Source organism: Hymenobacter terrigena (genome assembly GCF_054776515.1).
Window position 1 is genome coordinate 540,324 of sequence record NZ_BAAHBU010000001.1, and the last position, 23,957, is coordinate 564,280.

Sequence of the window (23,957 nt, forward strand, 5' to 3'; positions counted from 1 at the left end):
AAAGTTGGTGCGGGCTGTTCCCCGCAAAGGTCCTGCTTAATTCCATGCGGCGGTATCGCATGTTGATGCGATGCCCGGCCCCGCCCCAAACGCCGGAAGCCGCCGCCCCGGGCGGGGCGACGACTTCGTCGGTATTGGTAACAACGGCGTCTTACTCTACCGTCTGGCGCCCCGCTTTGCTGCCGATGCGCACCATGTACACGCCCGCCGGGAGCGCGGCCAGGCAGCAGGGGCGAACTGGAGAGCTGGTGTAGTTCCTGACTAGTTGCCGTTCTTAAGCAGGGTCCAGTTTGTGCCGTCGGAGATGGCAATGACGGTTTTGGTGAGGCCGTTGGTTTGCATGAAGTACGGCAGGCCGGCGGCACTCGTAGCCCCGCCCTCAAAAATGGCCCCGCCCGACGTGCTCAGATAAGCAATGTTGCTGGTGCTGTTGTTGCGCACGTAATAAATGCGGCCGGGGCAGGAGGTGGCATCGGGCAGGCGGTAGAAGTCGGCCCCGGCGACGGGCGAGAGGCCCACGTAGCCCGCGTTGCCCAGCGGAGTGCCAGCCCCGCTGCCGGCCAGGCCGTTGACCACGCCCACGGCCACGGTGCCGGCCACTTGCAGGGTGCTGGTGGGCGCGCTGCTGGTGCCGATGCCCACGTTGCCCGTGCCCGTAACGGTCAGGTTGTTGCCGCCCGTGGCAATGGTGGTAGCCTGCGTGAGGGTGCCGCCGAGCACAACATTCTGCCCGGATTTCGTCAGGCCGTTGCTGGCCGACATCACGGCGCTGGAGCTAAGCGAGCTGATTTGTGTGTTCAAAGAGACTGTCTGGGTAGTCAGCTGGTTATTCAGACTGCTTATGCTGGCATTGGCAGCTGCCAGCTGCGTCGAATTCACCAGCTGCAGCCAGTTTGGGCTGGTAGTGGTACCCGCGTTGTAGTAGTAGCCGGCGGTGCCCCCGGTCTGGTACACCACCAGGCCGGGGGCCGGGCTGGCCACGTCGGTGGTGGCCGCCACGCGGGGCAGCAGTGCGCCCTTGGTGCTGCTCACCAGGTCGAGAATGGCCGAGGCATCGGGCGTGCCGGTCGTGCCGATGCGCACGCCCTGGGCCTGAGCCGCCAAGCTCGCGGCCGCCAGCAATGCCGTTAGGGCCAGGCCCCGATAAAAATAAGCAGGAGTAAAAAGGTCCTTCATCAAGAACAGCAAATAATGGGTGGGATAATATTGAAGAAAAATAACGGGCTACTCCACCACGCAGCGGCTGGTGAAGTGCGCCGTAGCCGTGGTGTAGCGCAGCAGGTAGCTGCCAATGGCCAGGCCGACCAGGGGCATTTCGCCGGTGCCACGGCCGTCCACGGCCAGGGTGCGCACGGTGCGGCCCAGCAGGTCGAGCACTTGCAGGGTGCCGGCCTCCATCGGGCCAGTGTAGAGGTAGGTGGCGGCCTGACCGATGGCCACATGGGTGGGGTACACCACAAAGCCAGCCGCCTGCGGCGCGAGGGCCACCGTGCGGACGGGCGAGTAGCTGAAGTCGCCGCTTAGGTCGGTCTGGCGCAGGCGGTAGTAGAGCAGCGTCGCGCCACCGGGCAGCTTCGCGTCGAGCAGCGCGTAGTCGTGGCGAATGGCGCTGGTGCCCGCCCCAGCCACCGTGCCGATGGCGGCAAAGCTGCGGGCATCGAGGCTGCGCTCTACGGTGAAGCCGGCGTTATTCAGCTCCGAGGCCGTGGTCCAGCTCAGGCGCACGGCGGCCGGCCCGTCGGCTTGGGCCGCGAAGTCCACGAGTGTCACGGGCAGCGGGTTGGCCGCGTTGCTCACCGTGAAGCGGCTGAGCGAAGTGGGGTTCATGCTGATGCTACGGCTGCTGGCATTCGCCACGGGGCTGCGCACGGCCCAGGGCTGGCCGGGGGCCGATTGCTGCCACACGCGGGCCTGGCTAAAGTCGCTGAGGCCATTATCGTTATCCGTCAGCCAGCTCAGGGTGAGCTGCACGGCAGCGCTGGGCTGCGCGGCCGGCACCACGGTCCAGATGCGGTCGATGCCTTTGTAGGTGGTGTTGGCGAAGTTCACGCCCCGGCTCACATCATCCGTCAGCAGGCCCGCCGTGCGGGTGATGGCCACCGTGCCCAGGGTGTTGGTGGTGGGGTCGAGCACGGCCCCGTGGCCGAAATCCACGGCCGCCCCGCTCACGGCATTGCGCGTGATTTCGAGGCTGCCCAGCACATAGCGCCCGGAAGCCTCGCCCGCGAGGGTGGCTCCGTTGGGTAGGCGTAGGGTATTAACCGTCGCGCCGTTTTTGGTGTTGATGAACCCATTGCTCAGGCTGAGCAGGTTGCTCACCGTGAGGTCGCCGGCCAAGCGCAGGGTGTTGGCTCCGGCGGTGGGCTTGTTGAGCAACAATTGGTAGAGCGTGGCTCCGCCGGGCGTCAACAGTTGGTCAGCCGTGCCGCTGAAAGTGACAGCGCTGGTGCCGGGCACGAGGGTGCCAGAGTTGGCGAAGTCGCCGCGCACTTCCAGCGCGCCGCTGCCCAGGTCCAGGGTGCCGGCATTGGTGGTGGGGCCGTCTACACGCAGCGTGCCCGCATTGGTGAGCGTGCCACCTGCCTGGTTGCTGAAGCCGCCGGTGCCCACGTACACGTCTGTGCCGGGCTGCACGGTGATGGTCGCGCCGGCATTGGTCAGGTCCTGAGCCGCGACGGGCGTCGCCAGCAGCAGGGCCACCGCAAAGTAGAGTTTGGTCATTAAATTGGCCGCAATGTGATAAGAGTGATTTTTAGGATTACAAAAGTACAGTCCAATCTATGCTCATTGCCAAATAAAAAGCACCCATCCGGCCGCCGGGGCCAGATGGGTGCTTTTCGTAGGGGAAAGGCGTAGTTAGCGCCGAATCAGAACAACTACTTCAGCCGCACCAGCGTGGCCCCGAAGCCAAACTTCTCCTTGCGGGCATCTTCAAAGAACTTAATGTCTTTGTTGCGGCTCAGCTGGCGGTGGATTTCCTTGCGCAGCACCCCGTTGCCCATGCCATGGATGAACACGATTTCGTGCATGTTGGTGGCCAGCGCCCGGCTCAGCGCATCCTCAAACGCGTCGAGCTGGAGGCGCAGAATGGCGGTGTTGCTCAGTTCTTCCTTGCTGTCGGGGCGGAGGGCTTCGAGGTGTAGGTCAAGCTCATGGGGTGGAGCCACCACCGGCGCGGCCGGGGCCGGCGCAGCGGCCGCCACCACGGCCGCGGGCTTGGCCGGCGCATCGCCGCTGAGCTGGGCCTTGAGGGCGGCTGCATCCACGCCCGCCGGTTTGGCCGGCGCGGCGGGAGCAGGAGCGGGCACTTCCTCCGCAAGCTTCTCGGGCGCGATGGCAGCGGCGGCTTTCTCATCCAGCTGGAAGAGGTAAGCATCCTTGCCAATCACCGGCGCGGGCCGCTGGCTGCTGTAGAAGGTACTGGCCTTGAAGGCCTGGCGCTTGGTAAGCAGCTCGTAGGCAGCGTCGCCATTCAGCTTGGTGGGAAGCAGCTGGAACACCACGGCGGGCCAGGCCTCAAAGTCCTTCATGTGCAGGAAGGAGAGGGGCTTGGTGCTGGTTTTGGGGCCGAGCTTGTCGGCGGCCAGGGCGCGGTAGGGGCGGGCACTGGTTTCCTCGCCGTAGGTGAAGAGCACGTCGGCCTCGGTGTTGTTGATGAGCGTGACGCCCAGCAGCTCCGGCGACTGGTGCACCAGGGCCAGAAACAGGCCTTTGGCTGCGGCTGGCTGCTTGCCACTGGCGGCAGCAGTCCCACGGCTGCCCGGGCCGGTGTTCACGGGCCGGGCCACGCCCGCCCCACTCGACGCGGCCGCTGCCAGCGCTTCCTGCAACGAAGGCTGCACCGGCTTAGGCGCCGTGGGCGTGGCCGACGGACGCTTGCTGTTGTCCTTCTTGCTGGCGTTGGCGTTTTTGCCGGGCGTTTGGCCGGGGCCGTAGTCGGGGGCGGCCCGGTCAAAGTTCTTGCCTTCTTCCTGGGCCACTACCACCACCTCGCGCCGCAGCACGGGAATGGTAAAATCATTGTCAATTGCCACTTCGACCAACTCACTGTCGAGCAGGCGGGTAACAATTCCTTCTTCGGTGCCGGTCAAAAGCCGGACTCTATCTCCTACGTTCATAATATCACAGATTTACACCGGCGGGCGCGGTTGCTTGAATGGATGAAACAGCGGCCGGGACGGGGTGGGTTCGTCAAAAGTACGGGTAGATGGGGCGCTGCGGCTGAATATTCGCTTTTTCGCCCCCGGCCGGCCTACATGTAGAGCCCGTGGAAGCCGAAACCGTTGCGTGGGTTATACTCCAGCGCCGGGGCCGGCAAATGGAAAATGCTGAGCGTGTAGAATACGCGCCTGAGCAGCACGCTGCGGGTGGGAATGCGGCGCAAATCCACGTCGAGCGAGAGGTAGAACTGGCGGTAGGGGCGCAGGCCCTGGGCGGCGTTGGTGCCGTCGTCGTTGTACACCATGTCCTGGCCGCCGTAGCCGAAGGCGGGCTGAAGCCAGCGCGGCCAGCGGTTGCCGGGCTTGAGGAACGCGCCCACGTCGGCGCAAAGCCAGTAGGTCTGCCCATTGTAGTCTTTGAGCAGGCGCTCGGGCACGTTGCTGCCCAGCACGTTGGGGCGCATCTTGGCGTAGCTGGTAAGGTGAAACGACCATTTGGGCATGATGCGGACGTCGTGCCAGGCCAGCTGCTGGGCCAGCAGCCCGGCCGACCCCAGGAAGTTGGCCGCCAAATCGGTGGCCGAAGCGCCGTATTCGGGGTCCTGGCCGTCGAAGTACTCGATGGGGCTTTGCAGGGCAAACCCCACGAACGAGCCGTACCAAATGGCTTTCTTCTCGCTCAGACCGGCCCAGCGCAGCATGTCCACGGCCCCCCGGCTTTCCTGAAACGCGCCCCAGAAGTGGCCGCACTTGTCGAGCTGCTGCCACTCGGGCAGGTCGTTGAACCAGTGCAGGGGCACCCGCGCGCCGGTGTACCAGGAAGTGGCCAGGCCGGTATACACCGCCCCGTAGCCCAGCACCGAGCCGCCCACCAGCAGGCGCAAACGACGCTTGCGCAGCGCCACCGAATCGACCGGAAAACTACTGAGTGAGGAAGTACGAACCGTGGGAACCTGCGGGGCGGTCACGCTGTCGGTACGAAGCGGAACCTGAGCGTGGCCGTGTGATGGTATTGCCAGCGCGCCGGCCACCGCCAGCCCAGCCCAACGCCTGCGCCCAAACAAATTCAACAACAATGAAACAAGCGCCATGCGGGCTACGAAATAGTGCCCAAAGGTATGCTCCATAAAGCCGGCTGACGGCCCCCGTAGCGTATCTTGCGACTTGGTTTGCCAACAAAAACAATTAATTACAGGCTTGGCAAACGTTTCGACAAGCTCCCATTTTAGTCACCCAAACCCATTCTTCCTTAGCTGTTTCCTCACCATTTCGCATCCTAAAAATTCCCAATGCAAACATTTCGACGCCTGACAGCCCTGCTGTTAACCCTCGTGGCCTGGACCGCTCAAGCCCAGGTCACCACCTCGCCGGTGTTCTTCACCGACACCACCCCAGTTACCATCACCTACGATGCCAGCCAGGGCAACGGGGCGCTGAATAACTTCACCGGCAACGTCTATATCTGGACCGGAACCGTGACCAACCTGAGCACTAGCAACACCAACTGGCGCAACGTGCACAGCCCCAGCTTCGGCGTGGCCGACCCCAGCGCGCTGATGACCCGCAGCGCCAGCAACCCCAACATCTACACCATCACCTTCACGCCGCGCACGTTCTACCCCATTCCGGCCGCCGAAACGCTGCTGCGCCTGGGCATGATTTTCAAGAATGCCGACGGCTCCGTGGTGGGCCGGACCGCGAGCGGCGGCGACATTTTCGTGGACGCTTCGACGGCTGCCCTGTCGGCCCGCATCACCAGCCCTACGCCCAACGCCAGCGGCAACCCGCTGTTCGTGAACCTGGGCGCGCAAATCAGCGTGACGGGCACGGCCTCGGCCACCGCCAACCTGGCCTTTAGCCTCAACGGCACGCAGGTAGCCACCCAGGCCAGCGCCACCACCCTCACCACGACTGTGACGGCCGCCGCCGGCCGCAACGTGGTGCGCTTCACCGCCACCAGCGGCGCCAGCCAGGGCGTCGATTCGCTGGTTTTTGTGGTGCGCCCCGCCGTCACCGTTGCCGCGCTGCCCACCGGGGCCAAGGATGGCATCACGTATTTGAACGGCGGCACGTCGGTTATCCTCAACCTGACGGCCCCGAATAAGCAGTTTGCCTACGCCATTGGCGAGTTTAACAACTGGCAAACCACCGACGCCAGCTACATGAACAAGACGCCCGACGGCAACCGCTGGTGGGTGCAAATCAACGGCCTCACGCCCGGCCGCGAATACGCCTACCAGTACCTCGTGGACGGCACCCTGCGCGTGGCCGACCCCTACTGCGAGAAAATCCTGGACCCGAACGACGACCAGTACATTCCCGCCCGTACTTATCCCAACCTGAAGGCCTACCCCACGGGCCGCACCACGGGCATCGTATCGGTGCTGCAAACCAACCAGACGCCCTACGTGTGGACGGCCACCAACTTCCAGCGCCCCAGCCGCACCAACCTGGTGGTGTACGAGCTGCTGATGCGCGACTTCACCGGCTTCCACGATTACCAGACCGTGCGCGACACCCTGAGCTACCTCTCGCGCCTGGGTGTGAATGCCATCGAGCTGATGCCCGTCAACGAGTTTGATGGTAATGACAACTGGGGCTACAGCCCCGATTTCTTCTTCGCGCCCGATAAATACTACGGCACCAAGCAGGCCTTCAAGCAGTTCATTGACGAGTGCCACCGCCGCGGCATCGCCGTGATTATGGACATGGTGCTCAACCACGCCACCGGCCAGAGCCCGATGGTGCAGCTCTACGGCAGCACGGCCGGCCCCACGGCCGACAACCCCTGGTTCAACGTGACGGCCCCGCACCCGTACAGCGTCTACAACGACTTCAACCACGAAAGCGCCTTCACCAAATACTTCTCGAAGCAGGTGATGTCGTTCTGGCTCCAGGAGTACCACATTGATGGCTACCGCTTTGACCTGGCCGGCGGCTTCACGCAGCAGCAAAGTACGACCAACACCTACGGCAACTACGACCAGAGCCGCATCAACATCTGGCTGGATTACTACCAGCACATGATTGGCGTCGATGCCAACCTGTACCCCATCCTCGAGCACTTCCCCGAAAACCGCGAAGCCAAAACCCTGGCCGATGCCGGCTTCATGATATGGGGCAACGCCGTTACTAACTACAACGAGGCCACGATGGGCTACCTGTCCAACTCCAACTTCAGCTACGGCTACTACGGCAGCACCGCCCAGGGCGGCCGCGGCTGGAACAGCCCCAACCTGGTGACCTACATGGAAAGCCACGACGAGGAGCGCCTGATGTACAAAAACCTCACCTTCGGCAACTCCTCGGGCAGCTACAGCACCCGCGACCTCAACACCGCCCTGGCGCGCATCGAGCTGGCCTCGGCCTTCTTCTTCACCGTGCCTGGCCCCAAAATGGTGTGGCAGTTTGGTGAGCTCGGTTACGACAAGTCCATCTTCCAGTGCAGCAATGGCACCGTGCCCACGCCCTACGGCAACGACCAGTGCAAGCTGAGCGCCAAGCAGCCCGTGTGGACCTACTACCAGGACGCCAACCGCCGCCAGCTTTACGAGGTGCAGCGCGCCCTCATCGCCCTCAAAAAGCAGGAGCCCGCCTTCGCGAACCCCACCAGCTACACCCAGCAGCTGGCCGGCGCCGCCAAGTCCATCCACGTGAGCAACGCCACTCAGAACATCACCGTCATCGGCAACTTCGACGTGGTGAGCACCACCATCGACCCTGCCTTCCAGCGCACCGGCAAGTGGTACAACTACCTGTCCGGCGACAGCATCACCGTAACTAACGCCAACGCCCTCATCACGCTGCAGCCCGGGGCCTACGCCGTCTACACCACGCGCCGCCTTAAAAAGGCCACTCTGCTGAGCACCACCGCCCGCCGCACCGATGCCCTGCGCCTCGTGGCCGTGCCCAACCCCAGCAGCAGCACCGCCAGCCTGCAGTATGAGCTGGCTGCCCCGGCCGCCGTCACGGTTACCGTGCACAACGTGCTTGGCGCTACCGTGCGCACCATCAGCAGCCGCGCCACGCAGGCCGCCGGCGCGCACGAGCTCACCTTGCCCGTGCAGGACTTGGCCAATGGCATTTATGTGGTGCGCCTGAGCACCGGCCAACTGATGCAAACTACCCGCCTCGTGGTGCAGCACTAGCGCTGTCCCGGTAAGGCAACAAAAAAGGCCGCTTCCATTTGGAAGCGGCCTTTTTTATGCGGAATTGATATTGGCAGCGCCAATGAATCCGGTATTTAGCGCACCGGCATCTCGTCGTGGTACGCCACCAAATCGTCGATGGGGGAGCGGATAATCTTGCCCACTTCCATGTCGTGGGTTTTGGCCACCTGCGTCAGCACGTCGCGGAAATTATAGCCCACCGAGCCCACGCAGTTGAACGTGTACTCCTGGAAGCGTGGGTAGTGCAGCACCAGGTTCTGGAAGAAGGTCTCGAAGCCTTCGAGCACGATTTCGCGGCAGTAGCTCACGTTGTTGTGGTCGTAGGCAAACTTGGCGAAATTGGCCAGGTAGCGGTTGGGCAGCGGCTGGTTGTAGAGGCGGTCCAGAATGTCGTTGCGGGTGCCCAGCGAGTAGGTTTCCTTGAAAATCTCCTGCAAGCCATCGGGCAGCAGGTCGCGCAGGTAGTCGCGCAGCAGCCGCTTGCCGAAATACGAGCCCGACCCCTCATCGCCCAGGAAGTAGCCCAGCGAATCCACGTTGTAAATGATTTTCTCGCCGTCGTAGAGGCAGGAGTTGGTGCCCGTACCCAGGATGGCCGCAAAGCCAGGCTTGTGGCCCAGCAGCGCCCGGGCGGCGGCCAGCAGGTCCTCGGTCACGTGGGCCTTGGCCTTGGGGAACACCTGGCGCAGGGCCGCCGCAATCACCTCCGCCTTCTGCGCCGATGAAACGCCCGCGCCGTAGAAATGCACGTCGGTCACTTCTTCGTGGGGCAGCGTGCTGGGCAGGTTCTGGTTGAGCGAGGCCACAATGGCCGCCGTATCCATAAAATCGGGGTTGTAGCCCTCCGTGTTAAAGTACACGCGGTTGTGCGCATCATCGAGCTGGCACCAGCTGCACTTCGTTGAGCCGCCGTCGGCAATAAGTATCATAGGAGAGGGAATTATAAAGGGGCAACGAAAGTAGTAATTCGGGTTGGAAAGTGGGGAGTGGGCGAACCTGAACAAACGATTGCAAAAAGCTTTTGTAATAAAAAAAGGTGATTCGTGCTTGAAATGGCCAAATCCGACCCTTTAATAGGCATCGTTCATCTACAAGATGGACGCGTTAATTCCGCCAGCATTGCCGCACCCGCACCGTGGCACCTTCATTCCCAAAAACAAAGAAGCCACCGGCCTTAGGCTAGTGGCTTCTTAAGGGAGTCAATCAGGAATGACCGACGGCTAAAATCAGGGGGTAATGGTCACTTTGCCATCAACCGGCATCCCGGCAGCATCGCGGTTAACCTCCAGCTTTACGGTGTAGGTACCCGGCGTAGTAATAACCAGGTCAGCACCGTTTTTAGTGAGTGCTACCCCTTTGGTGTAGTCACCGGTCACACCACCCAGGTTAATAGACCAGTCTTGGTTGCGACGGAACTTGAAAGCACCGGCATTCAGCGCCATGCGCTGTACAAATGCCCGGACTTTGCAGTCGTAAGGCATCATACGGTCAGTAGCAGTAGCACCGGGCCAGCCGTCGCCGGCTGGACCTACGAGACCCCATTGGTCATTGGGCAGCGTCACGGCCAGATAGGGCGTGGCGGTGATGGTTTTCGAGGCCGACATTTGAGCGGCCGCCGCATCTCCCACGCTCGATTTTACCCGCACATCCAACGCCGTTGGTACGGGAGTAAGCGTGCAGTCGAGCGAGTTGTACACGTCGTTGAGCTCGGTCTGGTTGAAAGACTTGGTCAGCGCATTCCCCACGTTATAGTCTACCGTGGTGGCAAAGTTGGTGCCTGCCTTGGCAAACTGCAGTGTGTAGGTTATAGCTGCTGGGTAGTTGAAGTCAGCCGGTTTCCAGCTGTACGTCACTGCCGGGCTGGTGTCGTTCCGGTTGATGGTGGCCGTGGTAGCCGATGCCGTCAGCTGTGGTGCCGCGTTGGCACCAAGAACGGCTTGGCTTTCGTCCTTTTTACAGGAACCAACCGCCAGCAGAATTGCCGCACCGGTGGCAAAAGAGAGAAACCAATTTTTCATAAAAATCAAAGAGAAGTTTAAAACCATTGTGGCCGGCCCGAGAACAGCGGGCCGGCCGAAAAAAGTTTAGTAGCCCGGGTTTTGGTGGCCGGCCAGGTTGGGGTTCGCCACCAGGTCGGTAGTGGGCAGCGGGAACAGTGCGCGGGTAGCGGGCACATCGGTACCGGCTTTCACACCGCCTTTGAAAGGCCACGGGTAGGTCGAGCCCGTGAACTTGCCAAAGCGGATGAGGTCGGTGCGGCGCTGGCCTTCCCAGAACAGTTCGCGGGTACGCTCGTTGAACACGTCGTCCAGACCGTCGCCGGTCAGGGCGGGCAGGTCGTTGGTGTGGCTGCTCAGGTTACCGGTAGCACGGGCCCGCACCTGGTTAATCAGGGTCAGGGCGGTAGCTTTGTCGGGGCTGGCTTTGCGCAGCAAGCCTTCGGCCTTAATCAGGAGCACGTCGGCCAAGCGGAACATGGGGAAGTCGGTGTCCGGGAAGTCACCCACGGTATCGGAGCCGGGCTTTCCACCCGAGGTCACGTTGCGGTACTTGGTGATGAGCGGGCCGCTGCTGAATACACCAATCGTGTCCACGTTCGGGTTCTGGCCGCGGGTAAACACCATGTCCTTGCGCGAGTCGGTGGCACCCGTGTTGTTGATGATGTTGGTCAGCTGCGGCTTGGCGCGCAGGCCGGCCCAGCCTCCATTGATGCCAGCGCTGCTGGCCGATACGGCCCGGCCCACGGGAGCGTGTACGAGGTAAGTCATGCCACCATATGTCTTGGTGCGCAGTCCGTCAAACGTAATCGGGAAGATGATTTCGTTGGCGCCGGTCACGTTGTTGTCAGCCAGGAACAGGTTGGCGTAAGTCGGTGTGAGTGTGTAGCCGGCGTTGATTACGCTGTCGGCATACACCACGGCATCGGCCGAGCGGTCGGTGTTGGTGTACACCTTGGCGTTCAGGTACAGCTTGGATTGCAACGTCCAGCGCATGGCGCGGTCGGCGCGGCCGTAGACCTGGCGGGGGTTCAGCAACACTTTGCCTTTGTCCAGATTTTTCAACTCGTTCTCCACGTAGGTGAAAAGCTGCTGACGGGTGTAGTAGGGTGGGTTCACGCCGAGGGCCGAGTTCTCATCGGTGAACGGACCACCCCCGAATAGGTCAATGGCGTGCCAGTAGCTCAGGGCGCGCAACAGGCGGGCTTCGGCGCGGTACTGGCGGATGAGCTTGGCATCCGATTCCGTTACGCCGCGCTCGCTCAGGCGGGCATCAGTGGTCTGGCGAATGAACTCGTTGCAAAGACCGATTTCGTAGAAAATCCGGTCGTAGGTGGCGCGCACAAACTCGTTGTCGGCGTTCCACTGCAGGGTGTTCACGAAGATGAGGTTGCCATCGTTCCAGCCCAGAATGGCTTCGTCGGTGGTAATTTCCTGGAGCTGCCAGTACTGGCGCAGGTAGTTTGAGAAGCCTTCGTCGATGCCCGAAATGTCGGGGTTACCGGCGGGACCGGTCTGGCCGCTCACCGCGAAGGTGGCGTAGAGACGGGCCAGTACCTGCTCGGCGCTGGCCGCGGTTTTATAAACCACCTCGGCATTAGCCGAGTAGCTCGGAATCTGGTCGAGGTCTTTATTACAGGATGCAACCGGGAGCAGCATGGCACCAAGGGCCAGCATTCCAAGGGTACGGGTGAATTTTAGATTCATGGTAAGGGAGGAATAAAGCCTTGATTTAGATGCCAACATTGATGCCCACCGTGAAGGTGCGCGGACGCGGATAAATCGTGTTGTCGATGCCGCCAATTACTTCGGGGTCGAGGCCTTTGTAGTTGGTGATGAGGAACAGGTTCTGGGCGGCCAGCGACACACTCACGTTCGAGCCCTTGCGGATAATCTCGCCGAAGTTGTAGCCCAGGGTCAAGTTCTCCATGCGCAGGAACGAGCCATTCTCCACGAAGTAGTCGGAGAAGTACTGAGCCGCGCTGAAGCGCGAATCCAGGAATTCACGGTTGCGGTTCGGCACGAAGCCGTTGGTGCTGATGTCGTAGAAAGAGTTCGAGCGCACGTTGTTGTACACGTAGTTGCCCAGGTTGGCGCGCAGCGTGAAGGCCAGGCTCAGCTTCTGGTAGGTCATGTTGGCCCCGCCGCCGAGGATAACCGTGGGGCGCGACGACTTGTAGCGGTACCGGTCTTTGCTGTCGATGGTGCCATCGCCGGAGCGGTCCACGTAGATGCCCTGCAGCGGCTTGCCATCGGCACCGTACACTTGCTGGTTTACGTAGAAGGTGTTGCTGGCGTAGCCCACCGTGTTGATTTGGATGTTGTTGCCAACACCGCCGGAAATGCCGCCCGTGGGCTGGCCCAGGTCGCCGGGAGCATCAGCACCGGTGAGTTTCGTGAGGCGGTTCTGGTTAAACGTAGCGTTGGCGTTTATCGTGAGGTTGAACCGGTCGCCTTTCACGGCATCCACGTTCGTAATTACTTCGATGCCTTTGTTGGTCAGCGAACCCACGTTGTAGGTGCCGCCGTTCGACAGGCCCGAACCGGCCGAGATGTTTACGAAATTGAGCAGGTCCTCGGTTTTCCGGTTGTACAAATCAACCGAGCCATAGAGGCGGCCGCCGAAGAAACCGTAGTCCAGACCCACGTTGTAGGTAGTGGTGGTTTCCCAGGTGATATTGGCATTGTACTGGTCGGCGCGCAGGGTGCGGATGTAGCGGGGAGTTCCATCGGCATTGTAGCCCAACTGGTACGACGACGACAGGTTGCTGAGCGTCAGGTTGGCCAGGAAGGGGTAGTAGTTGCCGCCCAGGTCCTGCTGGCCGGTTTTGCCGTAGCCCACGCGCAGCTTCAGGTCCGAAATAGCGGTCGAGTTCTTCAGGAATTCCTCGCCCTTGATGCGCCAGGCAAACGCACCCGAGGGGAAGTAGCCGAAGTGGTTGGGGCTGAAGCGCGAGGTGCCGTCGGCGCGGAAGGTGCCGGTGAAGAGGTACTTGTCCTGAATATTGTAGTTCAGGCGGGTGTAGTAGCTCACCAGCACGTTGGTGTTCAAGTAAGTGTCCTGATTTGAGTAGCTCAGCGAAACCGGGTTCAGCTCTGTGCCATTGGCGCGGAAGTCGGCAAACACATAGTTGCGGTTTTCAAAGCGCTGGTACGAGTAGCCGGCCAGCAGCTCCAAGCGGCCCGGGCCCACGGTGTGCTCGTACTTACCATAAGCTTCCAGAATGGTGTTGTTCAAATCCTGGGCGTAGATGTTGTTAATGCCCTGGCGGTTGAAGTTCGAGGCTGCTTCGGCCGGCACGAAGTTGGTGCCCCGGCCGCGCTGGATGTCATAGCCCAGGTTCAGGTTGGCGCTCAGGCCATCGATGAAGGGCAGTTTGTAGTCGAGCTGTAGGTTGCCGATGCTCCGTTTCACGGTGCTGCGGTTGCGGCTCTGGTTGATGAGGCCGATGGGGTTGCGGGGCGAGAGGGTGTTCAGCGAAACCGTCTTATCATCGTTCAACTGGCTGAACTCGCTGTACCCGCCGTACCGGCTGATTTGGGCGTTGGTCAGGCCGAAGGGGTTGCCGGCGGCGCCGGTGTAGATGGCAGTGGGGGCACCGGTGGCGTCCACCGTAATGGGCTGCGTGGGGTCAAAGCTCACGGCATTGCCCACGGCGCTCTGGTCCGAGAAGTTGTTGTCAATCCAGGTGCCTTTCACGTTCAGGTTCACGCGCAGCTTGCCGTCGAGGAATACCGGCGACAGGTTCAGCGCACCGCTGAAACGCTTCAGGTCGTTGCGCTTCAAAATGCCCTGCTGGCTCAGGTAGCCACCCGAAACGCGGTACGGAATCACACCGGTCGAGCCGCTCACGCTCACGTTGTTGTCGCTGCTGAAGGCCGGACGGAAAATTTCCTTCTGCCAGTCGGTACTGGCTTTGCCCAGCGTAGCCTTTTGGGAGGCCGAGCCGTACTGGTTCACCACGGCGCGGTAGTCATCGGCGCTCAGCACGGGCACGTACTTGTAAGCGCTGGCTACCGAGTTTTGCGACGAAACATTGACGTGCAGAGCATCACCTTGCAGGCCTTTCTTGGTGGTCACCAGAATCACACCGTTCGAAGCGCGCACCCCGTAGATGGCGGTCGATGAAGCATCCTTGAGCACGGTGATGCTCTCGATGTCGTTGGGGTTAATGAGGCTGAGGGGGTTGGACACCCCGGCCAGGCTGGTGTTGTCCACCGGCACGCCGTCGATGATGATAAGCGGCGAGTTCGACGCCGACAGCGACGAGCCACCGCGAATCAGAATCTGCGAGTTCGAGCCGGGAGCACCACCGCCGGTGGTAATCTGCACACCGGCTACTTTGCCCTGCACCAGCTGCTCGGGGTTGGTTACTTGGCCCTTCACAAACTGCTTCTCCGAGATTTGCTCTACGGCACCGGTCAGGTCCTGCCGGCGCTGCGAGCCGTAGCCTACCACCACGGCCTCGGCCAGTTGGGTCGTATTCTCGGTCAGGCCCGCCGAGACTTCGGCGTTCTGGCCGGCCACCACCGTCACCGGACGGCGAACGGCGTTGTAGCCCACGAACGAAATCACAACCGTGTGCGGACCGGCTGGTACGTTCTGAATGCTGTAGGTGCCGTCTACGCTCGAAGAGCTGCCCAGCGAAGTGCCCTCAATGAGGACCGTGGCGCCGGGAATGCCTTCGTTTTTGCCGTCGGTGACCCGGCCGCTAACCAAGCCGGTCGACTGAGCGAAGGCCGCCGAAGGGAGGAAGCCAAAGCCCGCTAACAATAGCAGAAACAGGAGCTTCGCTAAATAAGGGTGTCTCATGGGAAACTTCTTAAATGTGTTGATGGTGGGAAATTTTAAAAGATTGGGGCTGCAAGTTACCAAAAACTTGCTTCAGAGAAGGTTTAAAGGCATTTTTTAAAAATTCCTGGCCTTGAACGAAAGCGAAAAAACGTTTGCTCAAATTCGACGATTTTTTGCCGATATTTAGGGAGGAAGCAGTTTAAAAATAATATTAATTTAATCAGCAAAACACTGTTTAGTAAGCTTATAATACGTGGTGTAACCTGTGCAATTTCCAGGTGTGCAATGCAAACGATTCGGAATTGACGTGCACAATGCTTTGGAATGAGGCTTTTTTTGAGATTTTTCAGAAAAAAATAAATTTAAAAGAGCTAAAAATTTTGGGTGTGTAGTTCCTCATCTGGGGTGTGTAATTCCTCATTCAGCCGGTTTTCCGTTAGCCAAGTGCTTTCCTTTGCCCAAGGGGACCGCGCACCAGAATCGGTTGCTAAACAGAGGCCCAAGTGCTGCCCTGCTGCCGGGCAATCTCTGATTAACCACCTTTGCCCTTACCTTACCCCGGCAGGTCCTGGCTCATAATGGCACTGTTTTACCCCACTTGGCGCAGTAATTGCCTTGCCGGGCCATATTCTCCTCGTTACTTTTGGCTTTTCCTTAGAAAATGAAAAAGCACCTACCATTACTTGCGTTGCTACTGGCCGGCACTGTGACCGGTGCCGTGGCCCAGTCCCGACCTGGCTCCCACAAGCCAGCCCCCAAGAGCGCAGGCAAGCCCGCGCCCGGTGCCCGGGGGGTGGTGAAGCCGCCGCCGGTGTATACGCCCATCACCATCCAGCACGCCACCGACAACGAGGATGCGCCGCCGCCCATCGTGGTGAGCAAGCTGAAGCTGAAGAAGCCGGTCCTGGTGTACTACGAAGAGCCCGCCCCCGGCAAAACGGTGCAGCAGCTCATCATGTCGGAGGAAAACCTGCCCCTGCTCAAAACGCTGGACCTGGAGCACCTTATGTCCCGGCGCGAGGTGTTTGTGGATGGCCTGGGCAACCTGACCCCGCCGGGTGCCGATGAGGCCAAGTACCGGCTGCTGGGCACCAGCGCCGTGGCCGAAACCAACCGTCGCCCGGCCGGCGATGGCCGTTGCTTTTTCTCCCGCCTGAAAGTGCCGTCGCCGGGCATTCTGTACGTGGTACGCGAATCGGCCGAAGAGTACCGGCATTTCGTGAAGGGCCCGCAAAAGAAGGGGGCCTTGCTGGATTTCCAGGCCAACGGCCTGCCGGGGGTCGACTCGGTGCGGGCCGTGTACACCCTGCGCAAAACCGAAGCCGCCGAGCGAGGCGCCGGCACTGGCGAAACCATTCGCTAACCAATGAATTATCAATTGCAGGTGAAACGCACGGTGCTGCTTGCCAGCGCTTTCAGCTTGGCGTGGGGCGCTGCCAGTGCCCAGACCATTCTGAAACTAACCCAGGTGCCGGCTACCACGCCGGCCAAAGACACGCTATTCGTGGCGGGCTCTTTCAATAACTGGAACCCACACAGCTCCCGCTACGCCTTGCAGAAGCAGGCCGACGGCACCTACCAAATTAGCCTGCCGTCCAGCCTGGGCAGCATCGAATACAAGTTTACTCGCGGCAGCTGGCCGACGGTGGAAGTAGACGGCAAAAACGACCAGGTTGCCAACCGCAAAGCCGACCTGACGACTGCTCGCGAAATCACCAACCAGGTGCTGGCCTGGAATTCCCAGAGCGACGCTTCTAAAAAGCACACCACTACGCCCCAGGTGCGCCTGTTGTCCACCTCTTTCTCCATGCCGCAACTGGGCCGGCAGCGGCGCATCTGGTTGTACCTGCCCGCCGATTACGCAGCCAACCCCGCCCGGCGCTACCCCGTGCTCTACCTGCACGATGGCCAGAACGTGTTCGACGACGCCACGAGTTTCGGCGGCGAATGGGGCGTGGACGAAACCCTCGACCGCCTGCGCAAAGCCGGCCAGGACGCCACCGGCAGCATCGTGGTGGCCGTTGATAACGGCGACCAGTACCGCTCCGACGAATACATTCCCTGGGCCAGTGCCGAACTGAAGGACCAGCCCCACCAGGGCGGCCAGGGCAGCGCTTACGTCGATTTCCTGGCCCTCACGCTCAAGCCCTACGTGGATGCGCACTACCGCACCCGGCCCGAGGCGGCGCATACCGGCATCGCCGGCTCCAGCCTGGGTGGTCTGATTTCGGTGTACGCCGCATTGAAATACCCGAAGGTTTTTGGCGAGGTGGGTGCGTTTTCGCCGGCCTTCTGGGTGTGCAACGACTCGTTGCGGGCCTATGCCAAAACCCACCCGGCGGCGCGCACAGCGCGCTTCTATTTCGTGTGTGGCCCCAAGGAATCGAAAACCATGCTGCCGCTGATGACGCAGTGGCGCGATGAGCTACGGGCCGAGGGTGTGCCGGCTGCCAACCTGGCATTTTCAGCCCCGGCCGATGGGGAGCACCGGGAGTGGTTCTGGCGGCGGGAGTTCCCGGCGGCCTACCGGTTTCTGTTTGGCTCGGCGGTGAAAACCAACGCTTCTGGGGCGAAACGGCAGCCGCAGTAGTTAATGTCAAGCCTTTTTGCTGATTGGAATATTGGTGATAATGGAACCGTGTACTTGCTGGCTTTGTATAGAATTTCACTGGTAGTTGCGGGAATTTCAAAAACGAAGCTCTATCTTTGCAACACGTTTCAACCGAAGCGGCTTTTTCGACATGAACTCGACTCGCATTTCTCAGGCTTGGTGGTGGCAGCTCCGAAACATCGGACCGGCCTTCCTGTGCGCCTCGTGAAGTCAACCTGATTTTACCCTGCAATCACAAAAAGCCCGGCCCACAAGCTGGGCTTTTTTCGTTTTTGCTGCTTCCCTTTTTAATCCTCGTGTCTTACCAACTCATCACCCGCACCCGCCGCCTGCTTGCCGATACCGTGACGCCGGTAGGTCTGTTTCTGCGCTTGCGCGACCAGTACGCCAACTGCCTTCTGCTGGAAAGCGCCGACTACCACGGCCAGCAAAATGCCTTCAGCTACCTGGTGTGCGAGCCGCTGGCCACGTTTGAGCTGCGGCGCGGCGGCGTACTGCACCAAGTGCTGCCCGGCGCCCCCGAAACCACCGAAAACCTGGGCCACGCTCGCGAGGCGTTGGCGCGGCTGCGCGATTTCGCCGCCGCCGGCACGCCCGATGCCTCGGCCGAAAAGCTGCCTTTCATCAGTACCGGGCTGTTTGGCTACATGGGCTACGAGGCCGTGCAAAGCTTTGAGGACGTGCAGCTGAATCCGGAGAAGGTGCCGGCTGGCGACATCCCTCTGATTCGCTATGGCGTGTACCGCTACGTCATCGCCTTCAACCACTTCCGACAGGAGCTGCACCTGTTCGAGCACAGCGTAGCCGGCGAGGCCCCGGCCGAAGCCGACGGCCTCGACCGCCTCGAAAACCTGGTGCGCCACCCCAGCGTGCCCAACTTCGGTTTCGCCACGGCCGGCGAGGAGCAGACCAACCAGACCGATGAGGAGTTCCTGGCGCGCCTCACGCAGGGCCAAGCCCACTGCCTGCGCGGCGACGTGTTCCAGATTGTGCTGTCGCGGCGGTTCCAGCAGGGTTTTTCGGGCGATGAGTTCAACGTGTACCGGGCGCTGCGGTCAATCAACCCGTCGCCCTACCTGTTCTACTTCGACTACGGCGACTACAAAATCTTCGGTTCCTCGCCCGAGGCGCAGGTGCTGGTACAGGGCCGCGAAGCCACCCTATTCCCCATCGCGGGCACCTACCGCCGCACCGGCGACGATGCCGCCGATGCTGCCGCCGCCCAGCGCCTGGCCGCCGACCCCAAGGAAAACGCCGAGCACGTGATGCTGGTGGACCTGGCTCGCAACGACCTGGCCCGCCACGGCACCAAAGTAGAGGTGCGAACCCTACGCGAAATCCAGTTCTACTCGCACGTCATTCACCTCGTAAGCAAGGTAACGGCCGAGCTGGCCGAAAACACCGACACCCTGCAAGTGGTGGCCGATACCTTCCCGGCCGGCACGCTCTCGGGCGCGCCCAAGTTTCGAGCTGTTCAACTGATTGATGGCCTGGAGCCTACCGCGCGCGGCTACTACGGCGGCTGCCTGGGGCATTTGGGCTTTGATGGCAGCTTCAACCACGCCATCATGATTCGCTCGTTTCTGAGCACCGGCAACCAGCTGTATTTCCAGGCCGGCGCGGGCGTGGTGGCGGCTTCCAAAGTGCAGTCGGAGCTGGAGGAGGTGCACCACAAGCTGGGGGCCCTGCGCGCCGCGCTACGGGCTGCTGAAGATGTTAAATAATTACAGCCTTTCGCCATGAAAATCCTCGTTCTCGATAACTACGACTCCTTCACCTACAACCTGGTACACCTGCTGCGCGAGCTCGGCCACGGCCCAAATATGACGGTGACGCGCAACGACCAGCTGGCACTGGAAGATGTGGCGGCGTACGATGCTATCTTACTCTCGCCCGGCCCGGGCATTCCAACCGAAGCGGGCTTGATGCCGGCCATTATCTCAACATACGCGCCCACCAAGCGCATCCTGGGCGTGTGCCTGGGCCACCAGGGCCTGGCCGAAAGCTTCGGCGCGGAACTCTACAACATCCCGGTCGTGCTACACGGCGTGGCGAACGAAGCCGAAGTAACTGTGAGCGACGAGCGGCTTTTCGCGGGACTGCCCAAGCGGTTCCAAGTGGGGCGCTACCACTCCTGGGCAGTGCGGCCCGAGTCGATGCCCGCGACGCTGGAAGTGACGGCCCGCGATGCCAACGGCGAGGTGCTGGCCTTCCGCCACCGCGATTATGATGTGCGCGGCGTGCAGTTTCATCCGGAAAGCATCCTCACCGAACACGGCGCGCAGCTGCTGGAAAACTGGCTTTCGTAAGCAGCAAGCTTCGGGCTTCAAGCCACGCGTTTTAAAATTTAATGATGAATGCTTGCTGCCTGGAGACAGCAGCCGGTAGCTCAAAACATGAAACAGATTCTCACCAAGCTTTTCGACCACCAGCCGCTCACGCACGCCGAGGCCCACGCCGCCATGCGCCAGTTGGGCGAGGGCGGAGCGAACCCGGCCGAAACGGCGGCCTTCCTGGCTGTCTACCGTATGCGGCCCATTACGGTGGCCGAGCTGGCCGGCTTCCGCCAGGCGCTACTCGACCTCAGCCGCGACCCGGAGCTGGGCACGCACGAAGTAGTGGACATCGTGGGCACAGGTGGCGATGGCAAAAACACGATTAATATCTCCACGCTGGCCTGTTTTATTGTGGCTGGGGCGGGCACGCTGGTGGCCAAGCACGGCAATTTTGGCGTGTCGTCGGTGTCGGGCGCTTCCAACGTACTGGCGCACTTTGGCTACAACTTCGAGGCCAGCTCCGACCAGCTGCGGCGGCAGCTTGACCGGGCGGGCATCTGCTTTTTGCACGCGCCGGCCTTCCATCCGGCCATGCGGCACGCCGGGCCCGTGCGGCGCGAGCTGGGCCTGCGCACCTTCTTCAACATCCTCGGCCCGCTGGTGAACCCGGCCCGGCCGGCGGCCCAGCTGTTGGGCGTTTTCAGCCTCGAATTGCAGCGCCTCTACCATTACCTGATGCAGCCCACCGGAACCCGCTACGCCGTGGTGCATGCCCTCGACGGCTACGACGAGCTGGCCCTCACCGGGACGGCCAAAGTGGTTTCCTCCTTCGAAGGCGAGCGGATGCTGACCGCCGACACGCTGGGCCTGCCCGCCTGCACCGCCGACGACCTGGCCGGCGGCAGCACTGTGGCCGCCGCTGCCGAGTTGTTCAAATACGTGCTCGATGGTCACGGCACGGCCGCTCAGCGTAATGTGACCACCGCCAATGCCGCCCTGGCCCTGCAATGCGCCCGCCCCGCCCTAAGCTGGGCCGATGCCCTGGCCCTCAGCCGGGAGTCGCTGGACTCGGGCGCGGCCCGGCGGGCCTTTGAAACGATGCTGGCCACCCAATAAATTTTCTACATAGCGCGAAGCAAATGCTGCGCGCTGCTGTTCTCCAAGTCATGTCCCAATCCACGATTCTCGATACCATCGTCGCGCACAAGCGCCAGGAAGTTGCCAGCCGCCGCGAGCTGGTGCCCGTCAAGTTGCTCGAAACCAGCCTCTATTTCAACTCGCAGCCGCTCTCGCTGCGCAAGTATCTGCTGCGCGAAGGCGGCAGCGGCCTTATTGCCGAGTTCAAGCGCAAGTCACCCTCCAAAGGCTGGATTAATCAGTACGCGCCCGTCGAGCGCACCACGCTCGGCTACATGCAGGCCGGCGCGGCGGCGCTGTCCATCCTCACCGACGCCGAGTTTTTCGGTGGCAAAAACGAAGATTTGACCACGGCGCGGCGCTTCAATTTCTGCCCTATCCTGCGCAAGGATTTTGTGGTGGATGAGTACCAGATTCTCGAAGCCAAGAGCATCGGGGCCGATGCCGTGCTGCTGATTGCAGCCGTCCTCACGCCCGCCGAAATCGATACCCTGGGCCGGCTGGCCCGCTCGTTGGGCCTCGAAGTGCTGCTCGAAGTGCACGACGGCGAAGAGCTGGCCCGCTCCGCTAATGCCGAGGCCGTTAATCTCATCGGCGTCAACAACCGCAACCTGCACGATTTCAGCCTTAGCCTCGATACCTCGCTGGCGCTGGCCGAAACCATTCCGAGCGATTTTGTGAAGGTGTCGGAAAGCGGCATCTCCACCGCCGCCGCCATCGGCCAATTGCGCGAAGTCGGCTACCGCGGCTTCCTGCTGGGCGAGGCTTTCATGCGCCACGCCCGCCCCGAGCGCGCTTGCGCCATGCTGGTGCAGGAAATCGCCGCCCTGCCGAAAACTGAAGCCGCGGTTGCGTAGCTGCCCGAAATGAAGACGCCCCGCCCCAACTTATCCGATTTAGCCGCCGCCGCTGGCGTGCCCGGCGCGGAAGCTACTTCGGCGGCGCCAGCTACCCCATCGCGGCTGCTGGTGAAGGTGTGCGGCATGCGCGACGCGGCGGCGCTGGCCGACATTGCCAAACTGGGGCCGGATTTTCTGGGCTTCATTTTCGCGCCGAAATCACCGCGCTTTGTGGGCGGGGCGCTGGCTCCCGAACTGGTGCGCGCCCTGCCGCCGGCCATCTGGAAAGTGGGCGTGTTCGTGAACGAAACCACCGAAAACATCCTCGCCGTGGCGCAGCGCTTCGGCCTCGCCGCCGTGCAGTTGCACGGGCAGGAAACGCCCGCGCAATGTGCGGAACTCAACGAAGCGGGCCTGCTGGTGATGAAGGCTTTTTCGGTAGGGGAGGAGGTTGATTTTACCGCTCTGCTACCCTACGTGCCGTATTGCGACTACTTCCTCTTCGACACCAAAGGAGCCGCGCCCGGTGGCAACGGGGCTACGTTCGACTGGAATTTGCTGCAAGCCTACCACCTGCCCGTGCCCTATTTTCTGGCCGGTGGCCTGGGGCTGGAACACGCCGCCGAGTTGGCGGCTCTGCGCCTGCCCGGCCTGGCTGGCGTCGATTTGAACAGCGGCTTTGAAACCGCGCCGGGTGTGAAAGACGCTGCCCGCCTGGCCCAAATGCTCACTCAATTGCGCCCCGGCGCGCCATCGATATGACTTCTACAACCTCTTACAAACAGCCCACGACCCGCGGCTATTACGGCCAGTTCGGCGGCGCTTTCGTGCCCGAAATGCTCTACCCCAACGTGGAAGAGCTACGCACGCAGTACTTGGACATCATGGCCGACCCGTCATTCCAGGCCGAGCTGCATGGGCTGCTGCGCGACTACGTGGGCCGGCCCACGCCGCTGTTTGAAGCCAAGCGCCTGTCGGCCAAGTACAACACCCGCATATTTCTCAAGCGCGAGGACCTCTGCCACACCGGCGCGCACAAAATCAACAACACCGTGGGGCAGATTCTGCTGGCCAAGCGGTTGGGCAAAACGCGCATCATCGCCGAAACCGGGGCGGGGCAGCACGGCGTGGCCACCGCCACCGTGTGCGCCCTAATGGGCCTGCCCTGCGTGGTGTACATGGGGGCTATCGACATGGAGCGCCAGGCCCCCAACGTGGCCCGGATGCGCCTGCTCGGAGCCGAAGTGCGCCGCGCCGAAAGCGGCAGCCAGACCCTGAAAGACGCCACCAACGAGGCCATCCGCGACTGGATTGCCAACCCGGTTGATACCCATTACATCATCGGCTCCGTCGTCGGCCCGCACCCGTACCCCGATTTGGTGGCGCGCCTGCAAGCCGTCATTAGCGAGGAAATGCGCAAGCAATTGCTGGAGAAAACCGGCTCCGAGCTGCCCGATTTCGTGGTGGCCTGCGTGGGCGGTGGCTCCAACGCGGCTGGTGCGTTCTACCACTTCCTCGATGAACCCGAGGTGCGCCTGATTGCGGTGGAAGCCGCCGGGCACGGCATCCACTCCGGGCACTCGGCGGCTACGTCGGTGCTGGGCACGCCGGGCATCATCCACGGCAGCAAGACCCTGTTGATGCAGGACGAGCACGGCCAGATTACCGAGCCGTATTCCCTAAGCGCGGGCCTTGATTATCCCGGCATCGGGCCGCTGCACGCCTATTTGGGCGCAGTGGGCCGCTCCGAGTTTATTGCCATCACCGACGACGACGCTCTAGCCGCCGTGGCCGAGCTGAGCCGCCTCGAAGGCATCATCCCAGCCCTGGAAACGGCCCATGCACTGGCCGCCCTTGGCCAGCTTGGGGCCGGGCCGGATGACGTGGTGGTGGTAAACCTATCCGGCCGCGGCGACAAGGACTTGGAAACCTACCTCAAAAACATGGACAAGCTGGTGTAGCCTGCGGCTCCC

The 23,957-nt window shown here is 61.8% G+C and carries 17 protein-coding genes; 9 read left to right on the forward strand and 8 right to left on the reverse strand.

Translation table 11 applies throughout. The annotated features are described in order from the left end of the window. Positions 1–261: 261 nt before the first annotated feature. The 4 genes from ACYU7Q_RS02075 to ACYU7Q_RS02090 form a co-directional block, all read right to left on the reverse strand. Complete coding sequence (locus ACYU7Q_RS02075) at positions 262–1,176, reverse strand: hypothetical protein (protein ID WP_460607774.1); 915 nt, start codon at positions 1,174–1,176, stop codon at positions 262–264. A gap of 48 nt (positions 1,177–1,224) precedes the next feature. Then, positions 1,225–2,721, reverse strand: coding sequence for a hypothetical protein (locus tag ACYU7Q_RS02080; protein WP_460607775.1), 1,497 nt, complete (start codon positions 2,719–2,721; stop codon positions 1,225–1,227). A gap of 155 nt (positions 2,722–2,876) precedes the next feature. Then, on the reverse strand, positions 2,877–4,118 hold the full coding sequence (locus tag ACYU7Q_RS02085) for a Smr/MutS family protein (protein WP_460607776.1): 1,242 nt from the start codon (positions 4,116–4,118) through the stop codon (positions 2,877–2,879). A 134-nt stretch (positions 4,119–4,252) separates the two neighbouring features. Continuing rightward, complete coding sequence (locus tag ACYU7Q_RS02090; protein ID WP_460607777.1) at positions 4,253–5,128, reverse strand: DUF2279 domain-containing protein; 876 nt, start codon at positions 5,126–5,128, stop codon at positions 4,253–4,255. A gap of 321 nt (positions 5,129–5,449) precedes the next feature. Between ACYU7Q_RS02090 and ACYU7Q_RS02095 the strand changes: the two genes are divergently transcribed. Beyond that, positions 5,450–8,308, forward strand: a complete 2,859-nt coding sequence (locus ACYU7Q_RS02095; protein ID WP_460607778.1) for a DUF4961 domain-containing protein — start codon at positions 5,450–5,452, stop codon at positions 8,306–8,308. Positions 8,309–8,403: 95 nt separating this feature from the next. On the opposite strand, the gene ACYU7Q_RS02100 is transcribed toward ACYU7Q_RS02095, so the two are convergent. The 4 genes from ACYU7Q_RS02100 to ACYU7Q_RS02115 all read right to left on the reverse strand — a co-directional run bounded on the left by ACYU7Q_RS02100 (position 8,404) and on the right by ACYU7Q_RS02115 (position 15,139). Further along, positions 8,404–9,258, reverse strand: a complete 855-nt coding sequence (locus tag ACYU7Q_RS02100; RefSeq protein WP_460607779.1) for an N-acetylglucosamine kinase — start codon at positions 9,256–9,258, stop codon at positions 8,404–8,406. Between the two features lie 297 nt (positions 9,259–9,555). Beyond that, on the reverse strand, positions 9,556–10,347 hold the full coding sequence (locus tag ACYU7Q_RS02105; protein ID WP_460607780.1) for a SusE domain-containing protein: 792 nt from the start codon (positions 10,345–10,347) through the stop codon (positions 9,556–9,558). A 66-nt stretch (positions 10,348–10,413) separates the two neighbouring features. Further along, the gene (locus ACYU7Q_RS02110) at positions 10,414–12,033 is read right to left on the reverse strand and encodes a RagB/SusD family nutrient uptake outer membrane protein (RefSeq protein ID WP_460607781.1); all 1,620 of its coding nucleotides are present in this window, start codon (positions 12,031–12,033) and stop codon (positions 10,414–10,416) included. Positions 12,034–12,058: 25 nt separating this feature from the next. Then, a complete protein-coding gene (locus ACYU7Q_RS02115; RefSeq protein ID WP_460607782.1) occupies positions 12,059–15,139 on the reverse strand; it encodes a SusC/RagA family TonB-linked outer membrane protein in 3,081 nt (1,026 codons plus the stop codon). A gap of 643 nt (positions 15,140–15,782) precedes the next feature. On the opposite strand from ACYU7Q_RS02115, the gene ACYU7Q_RS02120 reads away from it, so the two are divergent. The 8 genes from ACYU7Q_RS02120 to trpB all read left to right on the forward strand — a co-directional run bounded on the left by ACYU7Q_RS02120 (position 15,783) and on the right by trpB (position 23,945). Next, the gene (locus tag ACYU7Q_RS02120; protein WP_460607783.1) at positions 15,783–16,484 is read left to right on the forward strand and encodes a hypothetical protein; all 702 of its coding nucleotides are present in this window, start codon (positions 15,783–15,785) and stop codon (positions 16,482–16,484) included. Between the two features lie 3 nt (positions 16,485–16,487). Beyond that, the gene (locus ACYU7Q_RS02125) at positions 16,488–17,711 is read left to right on the forward strand and encodes an alpha/beta hydrolase-fold protein (protein WP_460607784.1); all 1,224 of its coding nucleotides are present in this window, start codon (positions 16,488–16,490) and stop codon (positions 17,709–17,711) included. A gap of 317 nt (positions 17,712–18,028) precedes the next feature. After that, the gene (locus ACYU7Q_RS02130) at positions 18,029–19,456 is read left to right on the forward strand and encodes an anthranilate synthase component I family protein (protein ID WP_460607785.1); all 1,428 of its coding nucleotides are present in this window, start codon (positions 18,029–18,031) and stop codon (positions 19,454–19,456) included. Between the two features lie 15 nt (positions 19,457–19,471). Next, complete coding sequence (locus ACYU7Q_RS02135) at positions 19,472–20,041, forward strand: anthranilate synthase component II (protein WP_460607786.1); 570 nt, start codon at positions 19,472–19,474, stop codon at positions 20,039–20,041. A gap of 87 nt (positions 20,042–20,128) precedes the next feature. Further along, a complete protein-coding gene (gene trpD, locus ACYU7Q_RS02140; protein ID WP_460607787.1) occupies positions 20,129–21,124 on the forward strand; it encodes an anthranilate phosphoribosyltransferase in 996 nt (331 codons plus the stop codon). A gap of 50 nt (positions 21,125–21,174) precedes the next feature. Next, positions 21,175–22,002, forward strand: a complete 828-nt coding sequence (gene trpC, locus ACYU7Q_RS02145; protein ID WP_460607788.1) for an indole-3-glycerol phosphate synthase TrpC — start codon at positions 21,175–21,177, stop codon at positions 22,000–22,002. Between the two features lie 9 nt (positions 22,003–22,011). Continuing rightward, on the forward strand, positions 22,012–22,746 hold the full coding sequence (locus ACYU7Q_RS02150; protein ID WP_460607789.1) for a phosphoribosylanthranilate isomerase: 735 nt from the start codon (positions 22,012–22,014) through the stop codon (positions 22,744–22,746). Beyond that, positions 22,743–23,945 carry a tryptophan synthase subunit beta gene (gene trpB / locus ACYU7Q_RS02155; protein ID WP_460607790.1) on the forward strand — a complete coding sequence of 401 codons (1,203 nt, stop codon included), beginning with the start codon at positions 22,743–22,745 and terminating at the stop codon, positions 23,943–23,945. Before ACYU7Q_RS02150 ends, trpB begins: the two co-directional genes overlap by 4 nt. The last annotated feature ends 12 nt before the right edge of the window (positions 23,946–23,957 follow it).